Origin of the sequence: Streptomyces sp. NPDC048664, from assembly GCF_040650555.1 — a bacterium.
In the GTDB taxonomy this organism is placed as follows: domain Bacteria; phylum Actinomycetota; class Actinomycetes; order Streptomycetales; family Streptomycetaceae; genus Streptomyces.
In genome coordinates this window covers 60,267-75,649 of sequence record NZ_JBEZHK010000018.1, presented here as the reverse complement: position 1 = coordinate 75,649, position 15,383 = coordinate 60,267, and the positions used below count along the sequence as shown (strand labels likewise).

Below are 15,383 nucleotides of genomic sequence, written 5' to 3'. Positions count from 1 at the left end.
GGACGCTGCGAAATGTATGGACAGCCGGTTCCACCGGCTGTTACGGATGAAGTCAGGACCAACAACCGGGAGATGACGCTCGTGCTCAGAACCACCACCCGCACCGTGGAGCCGGCACCCGCGCTGCCCGTCCTCCCCGCTGGTATCGACCCCCTGCTGCGGCTCCAGGCCGAGACGCGGCCGGCCGACGGACCCGGGACGATTCGCTGCGTCGGCCACTCACGCGAACTCGCTCTCGGGGGTATCCCCGTGATGTGCTCCGCCTGCCATGCCCGGCGCGACTGGCTGCTCATCAACCATGGGCGCAACGTCTGGGTCCGCTGCCGGTGCGGCAACCAGTGGCTCGAGCCCGAGATCAGGCGCGCCGACTTCGATGCCCTGGTCGGCGGCCCCCACGGGACGACCTACCCGAGTGTCGAGGCGGGCTTGGCCGCGCTCGGGTTCGACGGCGTATTCGCCGGCATCTACCTGGAGTAGGCGAGCACCAGACGGAACGCCGAGGGCGCCACCGGTGATGGGGCTCTTGGAACAGGGCAGCATGATCCGCCGCTACATCATCTGGCGGAACAAGTACGCCGCTGACGAACGACTCCGCAAGGTCGTGGCTCGGGCGAACATCGCATAGCAGCTGGCCACCCCCTATCCGGCCGGAGACGCATCAGCCTGCCCAGGGCGCGCCTTGCTCCTTGCTCAGCAAGGTTCCACGCGGCCCGAAGCCAGCCGAGGAGTAGAGCGAACGGCTCCCTTGTTAGGCGCGAAGATGCTGGCACAGATGATCAAGACACCGCGCTCCGCGGCGGCTTTCTCCGCCGCCATCAGCAAGGCCGCCCCGACGCCCTCGCCGCGATGCCCGTCCAAGACGACGGTGTGGATCTCGGCCGCGCGGCGGGGAGCCAGGATCTGATGGTCCGGGGGGTCCGCCAGCAGGACTACCTCCACCATGCCCACCACCTCGGCGACCAAGATCAGCACTTTGGGCTCGGCCGCAAGCACCTCCTCGAAATGCCTGCGCACGGCCTCGACGTCGGGCACGCGGTAGATGGCCGGATCGAGTTGGACATGCCTTTGAGCGTTCGCGAGACGCAGGCGAACAAGCGCGGGCACGTCCTCCCGCTCTGCAGTCCTGACCAAGATCGGCATGAGTGGGGAGCCTTCCAGCTTGCCCACCCCACCGCAAGGCGCACGGAGTAACTCAAGACGGGGCGAACGTTGCCCGATGCGGCACCTAGGTACAGGTGTGCCGTTGAAGGTGCCCCGCCCTCGGGCGCGTGATGACGGGAGTGAGTGCGATGAGTGATCTGGCGTGGGTGCCCCAGCCCTGCACGCTGCCCACCGAGGAGCGGCCCTTGCGGGTCGCGGAGTGGGATGCGCCGCTGTCCCAGCGGCTGACGTCGCTGTCCCGCTCGCAGCCGCTCCGGCTGCGCCTGGACCTGGGGCGTTGAGGAGCGGGTCCGTGCCCTGGTGGAGCGTGAGAGCGGCTGCTGCTCGTTCTTCACCCTCACCGCCACCCCGGGCGAGGACTTGATCTCGCTGGACATTTCAGTGGACCCGGCGCGCGAGGCGGTCCTGGACGCCTTGGCCGCGCGGACCGCTGCCTCGCAGGAGTCTCCTTGAGCTCGGGCCAGTGCAGCGGGCAGGTTGCCGAGGCGGCCGGGGTGATTGGGCAGACGCTGCGCTACTACGAGCGGCGTGGCCTGCTGGCCGAGCCGGAACGAAGCATGGCGGTCACCGCCTGCGCGGCCAGGAGGCGGTGACAGCGCTGGCGGTGATCAAGGCGGTGCAGCGGCTCAGGTTCACGCTGGAGGGCGTTGCCGAGCTGCTGGAGGCCGGCCGCTACCACGGCTGCCCGTGGCGGGCTCCAGGAACGTGCTGCGGCCAAGCTCGCCGAGGTCGACACGAAGATCGCTGACCTGGCTACCATCCGCACCGCCCTGGTCGTCGCCATCGAGGCGGGCCGCGACGACCTGGTCGTGTGCGCGTTCAGTGCCTGCTGTCCCGTCCTAGGGGTCGACGTCGACCATGACCACTGCCACGTCGTCGCCGTGGCGGGCCAGGAACCGGCGGGCGCGGGCGGTGTAGGCGTCACGGCGCAGCAGACCGGTCAGCGGATCGCGGCGGGTGGCGGCGAGCTGCCTGCGCAGCGTGACCGCGTGAGCTGCCCAGCCGGTCAACGGCACGGCGGCGGTCGTCAGTGAGAGGGTGCGCTGGCCGATGCGGCCCTGAGCACGCAGGAGGGACGACATACTTGGGTTCTCCGTCTCGTCCCGTACGGGTTGGGAGTCCGGGGCGGCCGACGTGGTTAGCAGGCCGATGGCGGCCGTCCTGAGGGAGAGCTACATCTCGAAGGGCTTGGAGTTGAGCCAGCTGTATGTGCTCCTCTAGCTAGGGGGCGGCATTCGCGGCGGGCCAGTCGAGCTCCCAGCCGGGTCGGGATCCGCAAGCGACCCAGCTGTCCGACCGCCCGAGAGGAATCTCGAGTCCGGCCTGCGCCGCGGCGCACGCCGCCGAACCATTCACCAGCATCGCGACGTTGGCCGCTGACACCGGCCGCTGCCTGAAAACCTTCAGCAGCATCACTGGCGCCGCCGTGCGCGCCTCCACTGCCATGAAGGCAGCAGGCATGGGGAGTCCGAAGAGCCCTGGCTCTTGCGCACCCACAGCCCAGCGCAGACCAGGACCAGAATTCCTGCGGGCGTATTGGTAAACAGCACCCGACCTGACTTGCAACTGCTCAGGAGCCCGGCGGCTTTCAGCCGTTTGTATGCCGCATGTATCTGCTTCCGCATAGGCGTACGCCAGGTCCGATGCTCCTATTTGTCCTCATTTACAATGGATTGGCTACTTAAAGGGGAGCGGCGGATTCCTCCCCCGCATGGGTGAGCGATTCACGGGTATCACTCGGATTTTTGTGTGATTCCTGTGAAAGCGTCTGAGCGTCCGGTGGCCAGTGGGGCTGCCGGTTCTGTCTTCCCGTGGGGGGAATCATGCTTGAGCGTGCTTGGAGCGCGCCTTTTCGGCGTGCTCGGAGGAGATCACCGGTGGGGGCGCTGGCCGCGGTGACGGCTGCGGCACTGGCGGCGGCCGTCCTGCCGGCCACGGCAGCGGTCGCGGCGGACGGGAAGCCCGCCTCGGCGTGGGGGAAAGGCGGCCCGCACTTCAAGATGCCGGCCGTGAAGGTCGGCGCGAACCGGCCGGTGAAGTCCAGGCCGTCGAAGGCGCCGAGCGACGCGGCGTATCTGCCGTGGCTGCGCGAGCAGCGTGCCCATGCGAAGGCGCCCGCGTCGGTGGCGCGGGCGTCGGTGATGAGCATCGTGCCGGAGGGCCAGGGCGATGTCCCCTGGCATCGCTCCACCAGCTTCGCGATCACCGACGCGCTGACGGCGCGGATCGACTACTCGACCGGCAACCTGATGTTGACGGCGACCGACTTCGACATCGCCGGGGTGGGTCAGCAACTGCGCCTGGCGCGGACGTACAACTCCCTGGACGCGCCCTACGGTCAGGTTTCCCAGCGGTGGTGGCAGCAGTACGAGCGTTATCTGTCGGTCTCCTCCAGCGAGGTGATCCTCTACGACGCCTCGGGCGCGACCGTCCGGTTCAAGAAGAACAGCGACGGCTCCTTCACCACGCCGACGGGTTACTCGCAGGACCTCAAGAAGAACACCGACGGCACCTACACGCTGAGCAAGTGGAAGTCGGGCGCCAAGGAGACCTACGACGCGAGCGGCAAGCTGACCAAGGTCACCGACCGCAATCACGGCACGCTCACGGTCACCCAGCACACCGGTGGCGGATTCAAGCTCACCGAGACCCGCTCCGGGCGCTGGATCGACCTGGCCAAGGCCGGCGCCACCCTCTGGCAGGCCAAGGACAACACCGGCCGCACCGCCTCCTACGCCGTAGATGCCGGCGGCAACCTCACCGGCACCACGGACACCGAGGGCAAGACGATCACCTTCGGCTACGACTCCTCGAACCGGATCAGCAAGATCACCACGGCTCAGGGGCGGGTGACGGTCTTCAGCTACGACGACGTCAACCGGGTCACCTCCATGCTGCGGGCCACCGGCTTCAACGGCTCCGGTGACACCGGCCCGACCTGGACGTACTCCTACAGCGCGGCGTCGGCCACGGCCGCGGGCACCACGACGGCCAAGGACCCCGAACTCCACGCCACCGCCTACAAGCACGACGGCGACGGCCAGGTCACCGACGTCACCGACGCCCTCCAGCACAAGCGGTCCACCAAGTTCGACGCCAACCACAACATCGACACCGCCACCGACGCCATGGGCTCCGGCACCACTCCGGGCAACGTCACCGACTACGGCTTCAACTCCCGCAACAACCTGGAGACCGCGAAGACGCCCACCGGCGCCCTCACGACGAACCACTGGCAGACCATCGCCGGCGGCGACCACCCCTCCGACTCCACCAACGCCGACGGCGAGAAGACCACCTTCGGCTACGACGGCGTCGGCAACACCACCTCCGTCGCCCAGACCGGCACCGGCGGCGGCAACGTCACCTACGACTACAACCCCGCCACGCCGACCTGCGGCGGCTTCGAGGGCCAGCGCTGCTCCGCGAAGACGAAGATGACCTCGTCCAAGACCGTGACGACCGGCTTCCACTACGACGCCCAGGGCAACCTGGACCGCGTCACGCCGCCGGCCCCGCTGGACAAGACGACGTACACCTACGACGCCCTGGGCCGCACCAAGACCGTCACCGACGCCCGCGGCATCACCGTCACGTACACCTATGACAACCGTGACCGCATCCGCACGGTGGACTCCACCAACCACATGCAGGTGAGCTACACCTACGACGGTGACGGCAACCTCACTCAGCGCACCGACGCCACCGGCACCATCGGCTACGAGTTCGACCCGCTCCAGCGTGAGACCGTCCGCCACCTCCAGGACGGCTCTCAGACCCTGCTCGCCTACACCCCTGCCGGCAATGTCGACTACTACCAGGACCCGGCCGGCAAGACCGATTACACCTGGAACGAGGTCAACAAGCTCAAGCAGCTCACCGACCCGCAGGGCCGCAGCACCACGTACGACTACAACAACAACGACGTGCGCAAGACCACCACGTACCCCGGTGGCACGGTGCAGAAGGTCGACGTCGACAACTCCGGCCGTCCCAAGGCCATCAAGGTGACCTCCGACCAGGGCACCCTGGTCGACCTGGCCTACACCTACGGATACGGCACCAACGGAGCCACCGACGGCAGCAAGATCCGCACCCAGACCGACAACGTCACCGGCCTGAAGCGCAGTTACACCTACGACGGAGCGGGGCACTTCTCCTACGCCAAGGAGGAGAAGGCCGGCAGCATCACCGACTCCTGGCAGTACTGCTACGACCTCGCCGGGAACCTCACCAGCCAGGGCACCGACCCCGGCTGCCCGCGCGGCACCACCTACACCTACAACGACGCCCAGGAAGTCACCGGCAAGTCAGGCAGCACCGGCACCTGGTCCTACGACCAGATCGGCAACGAGACCGCCGCCGACTCCACCAGCGACTACACCCGCACCGCCGAGACCTGGACCGACCACTCCCAGATGTCGTCGATCACCGTCAACGGCAAGGCGTACGCGAGCCAGTACGGCTCCACCGACCAGAGCGAACGCGTCAAGCTCGGTGACACCATCTTCCACAACGGCCCTCTCGGGCTGTCCGCGAAGACCACCGCCGGAACCGACATGGGCTTCAACCGGGAACCCGGGGGCACCCTCAACTCCATGACGACCGGGGGCAAGAGCTACTACTACCTCACCGACGCACTCGGCTCGGTGATCGGCCTCGCCGACATCGACGGCAACAAGGTCGACAGCTACACCTACAGCCCCCGCGGCGTCCGCATCCTGGCCCAGTCCACCGAACCGGTGGCCCAGCCCTACCGCTTCGCCGGCAACTACCAGGACCCCACCGGCCTCTACCACCTGAAGGCCCGCTACTACGACGCCAACCTCGGCCGCTTCACCCAGCCCGACCCCTCCGGCCAGGAACAAAACCCCTACCTCTACGCCCAGGGCGACCCGGTCAACCGCATCGACCCCAACGGACTCTTCAGCTTCCCTGACACATCCGGTGCGCTCGACTGGGCATCCCTCACTCAGAAGATCATGAGCGGCGACACGGAGGGCGCCTATGCCGCAGAAGTCGGGATCCTCGTAGGGATAGGAACTGAAGCGGTCTGCGGGGCAGCAGCCGCCGCAGGAGCTGTTCCCACCCTCGGCGCGTCGATTGGGGCAGGCATCACTGGCTGCACGGTGCTGTCCGCCGGACTCGGGGCAGCGGCCTCGGCAGGAACTGAGGCAGCTCTCTAGGTGAGGCGGGGCCTGTTGAGGGCCCCGCCTCACCTCGCTCAGAAAGAAGAGGAAAGGTGAAGTTCCTACTCGGAATTGCAATCGTGTCGGCAGCGGCGCTTCTCGTACTCGGCTTCGGAGCCATATTGAGCGGAAAAATTGCAGCAGGCGTGATCCCCGTGCTCTTCGGCCTCGCACTCCTCGCTTCCGCCGGATGGGTTCTTGGAAAAAACCGCCGCCAACCCGGTGGGGGCGAGTAGTAAATGTGGACCCAGGCTGGCTTGATCGTTCCGACGCGAGCCGCACCGGCAGGCGCTATTGTCGTAGTATTTCTCGTGGCGCTTACCATTATTTGCGTCAGCTACTTTCGCCGACGCAAGTGACGACCACACCTCTCCTTTCGAGCTTCGCGTCAAGCGTGATGCGGCTGGCCTTGGTACGCGGCCACCCGCGACCTTCCGGAAGGGGAGTGCGGTCAGCAGCGCGTACGACACCTGGGCATGGCCGGCTTCACCGCGACCGATGCCTTCGAGTAGCCGCTGAGCCCGCTGGACCGCGTCGCGCACGCTCTCGTGTCGCTCGTCCAAAGCCGCTGCGGCTTCGATGACGCGTGTAGCGGCCTGGTGCAGCGGCTCCTCCGGACCATGCGCGAGGGCGTGCACGCTGACATCCCCGACACCGAGCACTTCGACGACGAGATAAGGCCCAGGGTGTGTGTCTGCGTCGTACGGGTTCACTCCGTCGTCTCCATCCGGGCGAGCAGGGAGCGGACCAGAGCGGGCAGGCTCCCGGGATCGTTATCGAGCCGAGGGCGGTCGCTCACTTCGCGGAGGAGATCAGCGTCATCGAGCAGACCACTGGAGATCTCCATGCAGGCGTCGGTGATCCGGGCCGCGGCGAGCAGCGATTGGGAGAGAACCTCGACGTAGTCGTCCGGCGCGAGGCCGGCGGCCTCGGCTGTGCTGCGGACCGCCTCCAACTCAAGCGCGCTGAAGGCGAAGTCGAACTCGTCGTCCCGCTCGGTACCACCGGACGCGGCGACGATCGGGGCGCAAGGCTCCGTGGGGATGCCCACACGGGTACAGATCTCGTCGACCGAGGAGGTCAGCTCGGCGAACGATTCGGTGAGCCACCCCAGCGCGGAGGCGTAGGAGGCCAGAGCGAACAGGCCCGCCGAACCAGCAGGGCGTGGCTCTATGGCCACGAAGCCCTCGAACCGGTCGTTCAGCTCGGTGATCACGCGGGGCCCAGCGGCCAGCGGACCCAAGACGGGATGCAGGTAGGAGCGGGCGGCAGCCGTCGGGTACTCGGCGGCAGGGATGCCGCCGACGTTCTGAGCGGCCTCGGTGAGGAGATCCGCCAGCTCTGAACGGGTCAGCGCAATACGGTCGTTGGTCATCGCTGGGCGACCTTTCGAGAAGCAGTGGCCGAGGGCGGCGCTGGTGACGGGGCAGCCGCGCGGCCCGTTGTCGGCCGTTCGGTGGGGAGCGTCGAGCGAGACCGGGCGGCCTGCACGCGGGCCTCCGTGGCGGAGTCCGGGCCGACCGCTTGCTGGGGCTCGGTCCGTAGGTGGGCCGCGCGGTAGACCGCGTAGTCCTTCCGGCTGCCAGCCGCCACGAGGTAGATCTCGCGCTTGTGGGTCGAGGTCGGTGGCGCTTGGCGGAACTGGATGACCAGCCGGTAAGAGACCTCCGGGTCGACGTACACCTTGTGGAAGCCGGCAAGACGGCCCTTCAACGGCAAGCAGTCGTCGCTTCCGTGGACCAGGTTCTGCAGCTCCAGCAAGGCCAAATCGCGCATCTCAGACGGAGTTCCCGCAGGTCGGCGATGGCGTCAGGGTGCGCGGCGAAGGCGAAGCGGGCGCGGCTCACAGCAGCCTCCCCTGGACCGCGCGCTGGACCGGAACCGCCGCTGACGCGCGGGGCGCGTCGAGCCCGGTCTGCGGTGTCGGAGAGGTTCCGGCGGACCGGGAAAGGGCGATGCGGGCGATGCGGGCCCGGACGACAGCACCGTTGTGGTCGCTGTACTCCGGAGGCTCGGGCAGCGGTTCGCTGCGCTCGTCCAGCCAGGTCTGGGCGACGCCGACGTCGGGGAAGGCGCCCTCGCGCATCGTGTACGTGCCGGCACCGTGGTTCCACTCCTCGTAGAAGAGGCGAACCGGTGCCTGGGTGGCCTGGGAGTCGTTGACGAGTGTCCACGCCTCGCTGGGATTGTCGTCAGAGGTGTAGGTGTCGAGGACCTCGTAGCGGGTGCCCGACTTCTGGATCTGCTGTTCCACCTGGAGGGTGAGGTCGTCGGCGGGCTCGATGTAGTCGCCACCGCGCAGTGCGATCCGTTCGAGCGGGCAGCCGCGTTCTGCCAGCCAGTTCTGTGCGAAGGACGCCGTGGCGTGGTGACTCGTCTCGAACGTGAACGTGGACTGCCGCAGATCCCGAGCGACCGCGATCGCAACGAGCTGTGGCTCGCCGGGTATCCCCCAGGTGACCGATCGGTCGTGGGCGAGGACGAAGCTGTGCGAACCGTTGGGCGTGGTGTGGTGCTGGGACAGCACCGTCAGGTCGCCAGCCCAGAGAGCCTCCATCGCCTTCTCGGAGTCGTCGTCGACCGGCGAGAGATCGTCGAGGCCGAAGTCGAGAATGTCGTTCACGCCGCCACCCCCGCCTGCTCGGGCGCCGGGGTGGCCAGCACCCGGTGATTGGGGCGAGTCGCGCTGGTCGTGCAGGCCGCGAACGGTCCGTCGGGCGCACGCAGGTGCGCCAAGGTCTGGTCCAGGTGGTCGCGGTGCCAGGTCGAGGGGCCGGACAGGCCGGCCTCCGTGTCAGTGAACTGCTGCCAGGCGAGCCAGAGTGCGTGGAGCCGGGCCACGGCCTCGGGGTGTTCGTGCCAGCGCGCGCACCAGGGACGGCTCGTGCTGATCTCCCGGCCGTACACCGGCAGGAAGAGGTAGTTCACCCAGTCGCTGAGAGCGGCGAGTTCGACGGCATATTCCGTGCCGCCCAGGGCGAGGATGAACACCGAGGCGGGGCCGTCGGGCTTCTTCCCGTCAGCCGCCTCGGCTTCCGGAGCGCCGTCCGGCGGCTGGATGGCGCCGGATTCGGGCTCGGAGCCGAGGCGGTCGAGGATGACGCCGTGCTGCCTGACCTCGGCCATGGTCTTGGCGAGGGTGCTGGCGAGGTCGTCGAGGTCTGCGTCGGGGACGCGGTACGGCTCGGGGCCGGGGGAGGTCGGGCTGGTGTCGGCCATGGGGGTGTGCTCCATCTGTGAGACGGCGACATGCCCGAGAGGATCCGGAGAATCAGCGGTTTGGTCCGGCCGGAAGAACGCGGTAGTGGAGCGCTATCGGTCGGCGCAGCGGGGACAGCGGGGGAAGGGTGGTGCCAGCAACTGCAAGGCGCACGAAGCCTGTTGTGGGACGACGCCGTTGCCGAGCGCGGTGAGCTGCGCTGGACGGCCGAGCCCCGGAGTCGCGGTGACCCAGCCGGCGTCGAGGCCCTGCATCCACTCCACGAAGTCCGCGCGGAGCCGACCGGCCGCGTCCGTGGGAGCCGGGGCCGGGCGGGTGAGCCTCTCCCATCGGGTGATGGCGGATCCGTACGCTCCCCATCGCCGGTCCGCGCCCCCACCTCCGGCGTCTCCTCCGCCCAGAGGGGCAGGACCACCGCCGACAAGGGAGGCCGCCATCCCTTCCCGGGTCGGCGGCCCGGGGTGCCCGTGTCGCTGGCCCTCGGGGTCGGCAACAGAGACGCCGCGGCACTGGGCAGGGTCATGTCGCCATTGCCGTGCCGCTGGTTCGGCGAGCCCTTGATTCCGTCCGACGCCTTCGGGGTTGGCAGCAGCAGCCACTCGACCTCGTCGGCCAGGTTCGGACCGTGCCCCCCGCCCTTCCGCTTCGACGGATGCTGCGAGCCGCCGTTCTTCCCGATGTTGCTGGTCGGCGTCTTCAGCAGGGTGCCCGGCGGGCCATGCGGCGAGGAAGGTCCGCTCGCGGCGGTGCGGGGCCCCGACGTCGGAGGCGCGAAGCACGAGCCATTTCGCGTCGTACCCGAGGTCGGCCAGGGATCCGAGTACGGCACCGAGTGCCCGCAGAGCAGGCTGACCTGCGGTGTCTCCCAGACACCACGGGCAGGGTTCCACGTCGCCAGGGGAACCGGCGGGGGAGGTGAGGAGGCCGCGCACATTCTCGATCACAACCAGGCAGGGTCGGAGGGCTGAGACCGCACGGGCGACGTGCAGCCAGAGCCCGGAGCGGGTCTGGGCGTTGAGTCCGGCCCGGCGGCCGGCGACGGACACGTCTTTGACAGGGGAAGCCGGCCGTCAGGACGCACACCCGGGGGACGGTGGACCAGTCGACGGCGGTGATATCGCCCAGGTTCGGGACGCTGGGCCAGTGGCGGGCCAGGATGCGTGAGGCGTTCGGGTCGACCTCGGCGTGCCAGGCCAGCGTGCCGCCGAGCGCGGACTGCACGCCCAGGTCGAGGCCGCCGTACCCCGAGCAGAGAGACCCGATCAACGGAGAGCGCAGCAGGGCGTCGAGGCTCGGGTCCGTGCCGCGCAGGTCCGGCGCGGCTGAGGAGATGGGGTAGATCAAGGCGAGTTCCAGGGGCAGAAGAGGGCTGGTGGGGCGGGGGTCTCACGGGTGGCCGCGCGAGGGTGGTCGGGTTGCTGGCAGCGTGGGGAGACGGCTGGCCGGGGCTGGGGGTGACGCGCCTGGGCGGGGCGTGCTGCGGGCGCGGGCGGCCTTCACTCGGTCGGGCGGCGGCTCGGCCGCCGGCGGCGCGGATGCCGTGGCCTTCGGAGCTGAACTGCTGTTCGCGGTGGCCCAGCGGGCACGTACCTCGTCGAGCGGACCGAGTTCATGCAGGTTGATCAGCCGGCCGGGCCCCAGAACCTCGTCCTGGGCCAGGGTCCGGATGGCTCGCGCGGAGGCGGCGGCGGTGCGGGTGACGGAGGAGCGCATCACCCGCTGTCCGAACCAGTCAGCGCTTCCGGGGACCATGCCTTCGCAGACGGCGGTCAGCTGCTCGCTCGACACAGTGCCGTCGGCCAGCAGACCGCGTCGCTGGGCCTCCCAGAGCAGGGTGATCCGGTCGATGGGTTCGCCCCGGTGGTGCAGCGCGCCCAGGCACCGGTAGAGCTGCCCGTGGGTCGGGTCGGCGAAGTCTCCCGGCCGCAGCCAGGCCACCACCTCGCCCATGGCCCCCGGTTGTTCGGCGAGGACAGCCAGGAGGAACCGCTCGTCCTCGGCGACCTGGCCGCTCTGTGCCGGAAGCGGGATGTCCGTGGCGGCAGGGGGCCCAGCGGTGGGTGGGACCGGTCGAGGATCGGTTCCCCAGCGTCGCGCAAGGTCGGTGAGTACGCCGGTCAGGACGTCCGCCGTTCGCAACGCTCCCTCGACCTCGCCCTGGACGGCGTCGGCCCGAGCCGCCTGGTGGAGACGGATCGCGTGCTGGGCGACGGTGCGGTGAATCGCCCCCTCCAGCACCATGCGTCCGTACACCGGGGCGTGCTCGGTTCGGGGACACGCCTGGATCAGGGTGTGGGCGTACGCCGCGGTCAGCCCGCGCACGTGCTGTCCGGCCTCCTCGACCGCGTCGGTCACCCACGACAGCGGCAACGGACCATCGGCCGAGAGCGCGGGATGCCCGTCGTTGCGCAGCTTGCGGAGGGCGCCGAACAGCGCCTGGTGGACGGGCCGATAAAAGTGGTCCGCAGCGAGCCACTCCAGGTGCGTGAGCTGCTCGGGGTCGAGGAGCGCGGCGCCGAGGACCGCCTGCTCGGCACTCATCAGCGGGTTCACCGCCGGCCTCCGGGATCAACGGAGGACGCCTCGTCCTGCCGGATCAGGAGGTTGGCGACTGCCTGGTCGGCAGCGGCCATCGACAGCGCGAAGTCGTCCAGGACGGCGGTGAAGGCGGGATCGGAGGCGGGAACCGAGCCGGCCCCGCCGTCAAGCCACCACCGGCCACCGCGCAGGACGACCGGAGCGTGGGCCAACCGCCCCTGCTGTGGTGTGGGCGCGCTCATGCCGACAGTCCAAGATCGTCCTGGCCGATGCTCTTCGCGAGGGCACGCTCGGTGATGGCCTTCGTGGCGCGAGCGGAAGCCGGGCCGACCACCTTGGCGGAGGGCTCCTTGTACCAGGGCTTGAGGTTGAGCATGGCGACCCGGATGCCGGTGGCCAGCAGCAGCACCTTGCCCTTGGGCAGGGCGCGGATGGCGTCCGGTGGAAGGATCCGCTCGGTGCGCATGCTCACCGAGGTGGACTTGCCGCCCTCGCTGGTCGACACCGAGGTGGTCTGGACGTCGTGGTCGCCGACCTGACGGCTGAGCCGGTCGGCGAAGTCGGCGTCGTCGATGCCAGATCCGATGATCTTGATGGTGGCGGCGGAGTACAGGGCGTCCATACCGGCCTCGCCCCAGCACCGCTGGCCCTGACGGTAGGACTGCAGGATCGTCATCGGGATGACGCCTCGGCTGCCCAGGTGGCTGTAGAGATCAGGGAGGTCCGAGATGCGGCAGACGTTCGCCGCCTCGTCGAGGACGCACAGGGCGGGCGGGTCGAGTCGCCCACCGGAGCGCTCGGCGACGATCACGGCCGCGCGCATCACGGCGTCGGCCGCTGCCGCGATGATCGCGGACGCGCTGCCGCCGCCGTCCTTGCTCAGCAGGTACAGGGTGTCGCGGGACGTGGCGAAGGCGAACGGCTGGAACTCGGGAAGGTCGTCGTTCGGGGTGACCCAGGCGGCGACGTCCGGGTCGAGCAGGCAGCTCGCGTACTGCCTCGCGGTCTCATAGATCCCGTCGCGCGTTTCGGTCGCGCCGGAGACGGTGCCCTGGAGCTGGGCGGCGACGGCATGGTGGCCGGCGTCGGTGAGCAGGTCCACCGGGGTGCGGTCGGCCGGCATCGCGAGCCAGGCCAGGACGTCGGTGATCGGCCGCCGGTGGGACGCGGCGGCGAGGAAGAGGGCACCGAGGGTGTTGCTCGCGGCGGTGGACCAGAAGTCGGAGCCGCTGGACTCGTCCACGCTCGCGGTCACGAAGTGCCCCGCCAACCTCTTCGCCCCGGCGAGATCGCGGGCGTCAGCGAGGATGTCCCACCACATCTCGCGCGGGTGGTGGGCGATCTGCTGCGGATCGAGGGTCCAGATCGTGCCGACCTCGGCACGGGCGTCCACCGTGGTGGTGAAGGCGTCGTTCGCGGCTTTGTTACTGGTGAGTAGGACCGGGCCCGGTGCCGAGAGGATCGCGGGGATCGCCAGCCCGGACGTCTTGCCGGAACGCGGGGCCATGATCGCGACGATCACGTCCTCCCAGGACGCGCGGACCTCTGCACGACCGGGATCGAGGGTGCCGAGCAGGATGCCGCGGTCAGCGGGCAGGACCTCTTTTACTCTCCCGGCCGCCCAGGCTCGGGCGCAGGCTCTTCGCCTTGGCGACGATTTCCTTGTCCAGCAGCGGCGCCAGGTCCGCCTTGCGGGCGAGGCCGGACTTGGACCCGGCACGCCAGCGCATCCACAGCACCGCAGCGGTGACGACCAGGCCACCGGTGAACAAGCCGGGGACGACGCGGGCACCGACCACCAGCATGCTGGTGCTCAGGGCCGGCCACAGCACCTCCGGGTGCAGCAGCGCGTCCGTGACGCGGAAGGGGGCCCATGTCCCGCTCCCGACGAAGGTGTTGGTGAGGTTTCCGGTCAGCCAGGCCAGGGAGCCGAAGGCCATGGCGGCGCCGAGGATGCCGAACAGGAGGTAGAGGAGCGCGTCCGACCCGGTGGTGGTCGAGGGCGCGCTGGTGCGCGGGGAAGGCACGGCGGTTCCTTGGGTGTGAGAGCGGGCGGGGGCGGGGCGCGCTCGGCTCTCGTGCAGCTCATGGGGGTACTCCTGGACGTCTGAGGCGGGACGTTTCAGCGGGGTCGGCCGGCAGAACGTGGCGCGGGCGGAGGTGCTGCGGTGGCCGGCGGACTGCCGGTCGACGGCGATGTTCCGGCGCGCGGCGAGGAGGCGCGGGCCGCCCGCTGCCGGTCTGAATCGACGTTCCGGGCAGCGGACGGCACAGGAGCAGCCTCGGCACCGAGGACATCGTCGAGCAACTCCCGGCTGCGCAAGACGTTGACCATCTGGTGGTGCCGGGGGTCCGTGCGCTCTGCGGGACAGGCAGCGAGACCGTCCTCGGCGACTTCCAACTGCTCACGGACGTCCTGGAGCATCCCGTACGCGGCTGCCAGTCGTGTCCACGTCTCGAAAGTCGGATTGTGATGCGGGTCGTCGAAGTCGAGACGGGCGCGAGTCCAGTCGGCGGCAGAGGCGACGAGTTCGGTCAGCTCGGGCAGAGCCCCGACCAGTGCGCCGTTGACCTCCTCGATGATGCCCGCCACCTCATCGGGCGAGGCGTCCTCGTGGAGGCGAGAGATCATTCCGCGGACCGAGTACGGATCGGCGGAAGCGCTGGGCAGGCGCCTGACCTGCAGCGGCTTGTCGGAGCCCGGTGCCGCGCTGCGGTGGGCGAGCCGGATGTTGTGCTGCATGGCCGCACCGACGGCCTCGCCGATGCTGGAGTAGTACTCGGGCACGTTTGCCTCTTCGGGTGAGTGGTCTTTGACGGGTGAGTCGAGCGGGGACGCGCGACGTACTGGTGGCCGACGGCGAAGGGAGCCGCCGGGGTCACCGTCGGGGGGTTGCGGCGCGCGGCGGGTGACCCGTCGTAGTGAGCGGCGCCGTCTGGGAACTGGACGCCGAGGAGACCTTGGCCTGGTTCGCCGCAGGAGAAGTGGCCAGAGCGGCACCACGGTGATCACGGGCGGTCCGTGCTGCCGAGTAACTCGTCGAAGCGGCGCCGACGCGGCGTAGCTCGGCCTCGGAATCGACGAGTTCGGACTGGGCCGAGCTGACGAGCTCCGAGGCGAAGCCGAACCGGTCGGCGAGCGCATACGCGTCGTCGTCCAGGTCGTTGACCTGTTCTCCCGCTGCTTCCAGCGCCTCCCGGACACGCTCCAGCGCACCGTGCTCGGGGTGAAGGAGGTGGTCAACTGCCCGCTGAAGGCTGGCTCCGTCTTCGGC

At 69.3% G+C, this 15,383-nt stretch carries 15 protein-coding genes and 4 pseudogenes; 6 read left to right on the top strand and 13 right to left on the bottom strand.

Going from position 1 to position 15,383, the window contains the following annotated elements:
• Nucleotides 1-72 precede the first annotated feature (72 nt).
• Together AB0C59_RS20485 and AB0C59_RS20480 are read left to right on the top strand one after the other, a co-directional pair.
• Entirely contained in the window at nucleotides 73-477 is a 405-nt protein-coding gene (locus AB0C59_RS20485; protein ID WP_363006489.1) for a hypothetical protein, read from the top strand.
• Nucleotides 478-526: 49 nt separating this feature from the next.
• Nucleotides 527-625 (top strand): annotated as a pseudogene (locus tag AB0C59_RS20480) (transposase); the annotation flags it as partial.
• A 65-nt stretch (nucleotides 626-690) separates the two neighbouring features.
• Here AB0C59_RS20480 and AB0C59_RS20475 read toward each other — a convergent pair.
• Nucleotides 691-1,140: a GNAT family N-acetyltransferase gene (locus tag AB0C59_RS20475; RefSeq protein WP_363006487.1), complete on the bottom strand. Its 450-nt coding sequence runs from the start codon at nucleotides 1,138-1,140 to the stop codon at nucleotides 691-693.
• 149 nt (nucleotides 1,141-1,289) lie between these two features.
• Between AB0C59_RS20475 and AB0C59_RS20470 the strand changes: the two genes are divergently transcribed.
• Genes AB0C59_RS20470 through AB0C59_RS20460 form a run of 3 tightly spaced genes read left to right on the top strand, consistent with a single transcriptional unit; the run spans nucleotide 1,290 to nucleotide 1,754 of the window.
• A complete protein-coding gene (locus AB0C59_RS20470) occupies nucleotides 1,290-1,442 on the top strand; it encodes a hypothetical protein (RefSeq protein WP_363006486.1) in 153 nt (50 codons plus the stop codon).
• Between the two features lie 19 nt (nucleotides 1,443-1,461).
• Complete coding sequence (locus AB0C59_RS20465; protein WP_363006484.1) at nucleotides 1,462-1,614, top strand: hypothetical protein; 153 nt, start codon at nucleotides 1,462-1,464, stop codon at nucleotides 1,612-1,614.
• Nucleotides 1,611-1,754: a MerR family DNA-binding transcriptional regulator gene (locus AB0C59_RS20460; protein WP_363006482.1), complete on the top strand. Its 144-nt coding sequence runs from the start codon at nucleotides 1,611-1,613 to the stop codon at nucleotides 1,752-1,754. Before AB0C59_RS20465 ends, AB0C59_RS20460 begins: the two co-directional genes overlap by 4 nt.
• A 246-nt stretch (nucleotides 1,755-2,000) precedes the next feature.
• Here the strand turns inward: AB0C59_RS20460 and AB0C59_RS20455 are convergent, their stop codons facing one another.
• Nucleotides 2,001-2,243 carry a hypothetical protein gene (locus AB0C59_RS20455; RefSeq protein WP_363006480.1) on the bottom strand — a complete coding sequence of 81 codons (243 nt, stop codon included), beginning with the start codon at nucleotides 2,241-2,243 and terminating at the stop codon, nucleotides 2,001-2,003.
• 1,059 nt (nucleotides 2,244-3,302) lie between these two features.
• On the opposite strand from AB0C59_RS20455, the gene AB0C59_RS20450 reads away from it, so the two are divergent.
• On the top strand, nucleotides 3,303-6,347 hold the full coding sequence (locus AB0C59_RS20450; protein ID WP_363006623.1) for an RHS repeat-associated core domain-containing protein: 3,045 nt from the start codon (nucleotides 3,303-3,305) through the stop codon (nucleotides 6,345-6,347).
• 65 nt (nucleotides 6,348-6,412) lie between these two features.
• Here the strand turns inward: AB0C59_RS20450 and AB0C59_RS20445 are convergent, their stop codons facing one another.
• From AB0C59_RS20445 to AB0C59_RS20395, 11 genes and pseudogenes are all read right to left on the bottom strand, one after another.
• On the bottom strand, nucleotides 6,413-7,063 hold the full coding sequence (locus AB0C59_RS20445) for a hypothetical protein (RefSeq protein WP_363006478.1): 651 nt from the start codon (nucleotides 7,061-7,063) through the stop codon (nucleotides 6,413-6,415).
• Entirely contained in the window at nucleotides 7,060-7,725 is a 666-nt protein-coding gene (locus AB0C59_RS20440) for a hypothetical protein (protein WP_363006476.1), read from the bottom strand. Before AB0C59_RS20440 ends, AB0C59_RS20445 begins: the two co-directional genes overlap by 4 nt.
• A pseudogene (locus AB0C59_RS20435) lies at nucleotides 7,722-8,197 on the bottom strand (hypothetical protein). Before AB0C59_RS20435 ends, AB0C59_RS20440 begins: the two are co-directional and overlap by 4 nt.
• Nucleotides 8,194-8,973, bottom strand: coding sequence for a glycosyl hydrolase (locus tag AB0C59_RS20430; protein WP_363006474.1), 780 nt, complete (start codon nucleotides 8,971-8,973; stop codon nucleotides 8,194-8,196). Before AB0C59_RS20430 ends, AB0C59_RS20435 begins: the two are co-directional and overlap by 4 nt.
• Complete coding sequence (locus AB0C59_RS20425; RefSeq protein WP_363006472.1) at nucleotides 8,970-9,569, bottom strand: DUF4913 domain-containing protein; 600 nt, start codon at nucleotides 9,567-9,569, stop codon at nucleotides 8,970-8,972. Before AB0C59_RS20425 ends, AB0C59_RS20430 begins: the two co-directional genes overlap by 4 nt.
• A 93-nt stretch (nucleotides 9,570-9,662) precedes the next feature.
• The gene (locus tag AB0C59_RS20420; RefSeq protein ID WP_363006470.1) at nucleotides 9,663-10,616 is read right to left on the bottom strand and encodes a DNA cytosine methyltransferase; all 954 of its coding nucleotides are present in this window, start codon (nucleotides 10,614-10,616) and stop codon (nucleotides 9,663-9,665) included.
• A gap of 73 nt (nucleotides 10,617-10,689) precedes the next feature.
• Nucleotides 10,690-10,791: pseudogene (locus AB0C59_RS20415) on the bottom strand (DNA methyltransferase); the annotation flags it as partial.
• A 165-nt stretch (nucleotides 10,792-10,956) separates the two neighbouring features.
• The gene (locus AB0C59_RS20410) at nucleotides 10,957-12,123 is read right to left on the bottom strand and encodes a DnaB-like helicase N-terminal domain-containing protein (RefSeq protein ID WP_363006468.1); all 1,167 of its coding nucleotides are present in this window, start codon (nucleotides 12,121-12,123) and stop codon (nucleotides 10,957-10,959) included.
• Complete coding sequence (locus AB0C59_RS20405; RefSeq protein ID WP_249954434.1) at nucleotides 12,120-12,350, bottom strand: hypothetical protein; 231 nt, start codon at nucleotides 12,348-12,350, stop codon at nucleotides 12,120-12,122. The genes AB0C59_RS20410 and AB0C59_RS20405 overlap by 4 nt, the downstream gene beginning before the upstream one ends.
• Nucleotides 12,347-14,135: pseudogene (locus AB0C59_RS20400) on the bottom strand (TraM recognition domain-containing protein). The gene AB0C59_RS20405 and the pseudogene AB0C59_RS20400 overlap by 4 nt, the downstream one beginning before the upstream one ends.
• A gap of 95 nt (nucleotides 14,136-14,230) precedes the next feature.
• A complete protein-coding gene (locus tag AB0C59_RS20395; protein ID WP_363006466.1) occupies nucleotides 14,231-14,896 on the bottom strand; it encodes a hypothetical protein in 666 nt (221 codons plus the stop codon).
• Between the last annotated feature and the right edge of the window lie 487 nt (nucleotides 14,897-15,383).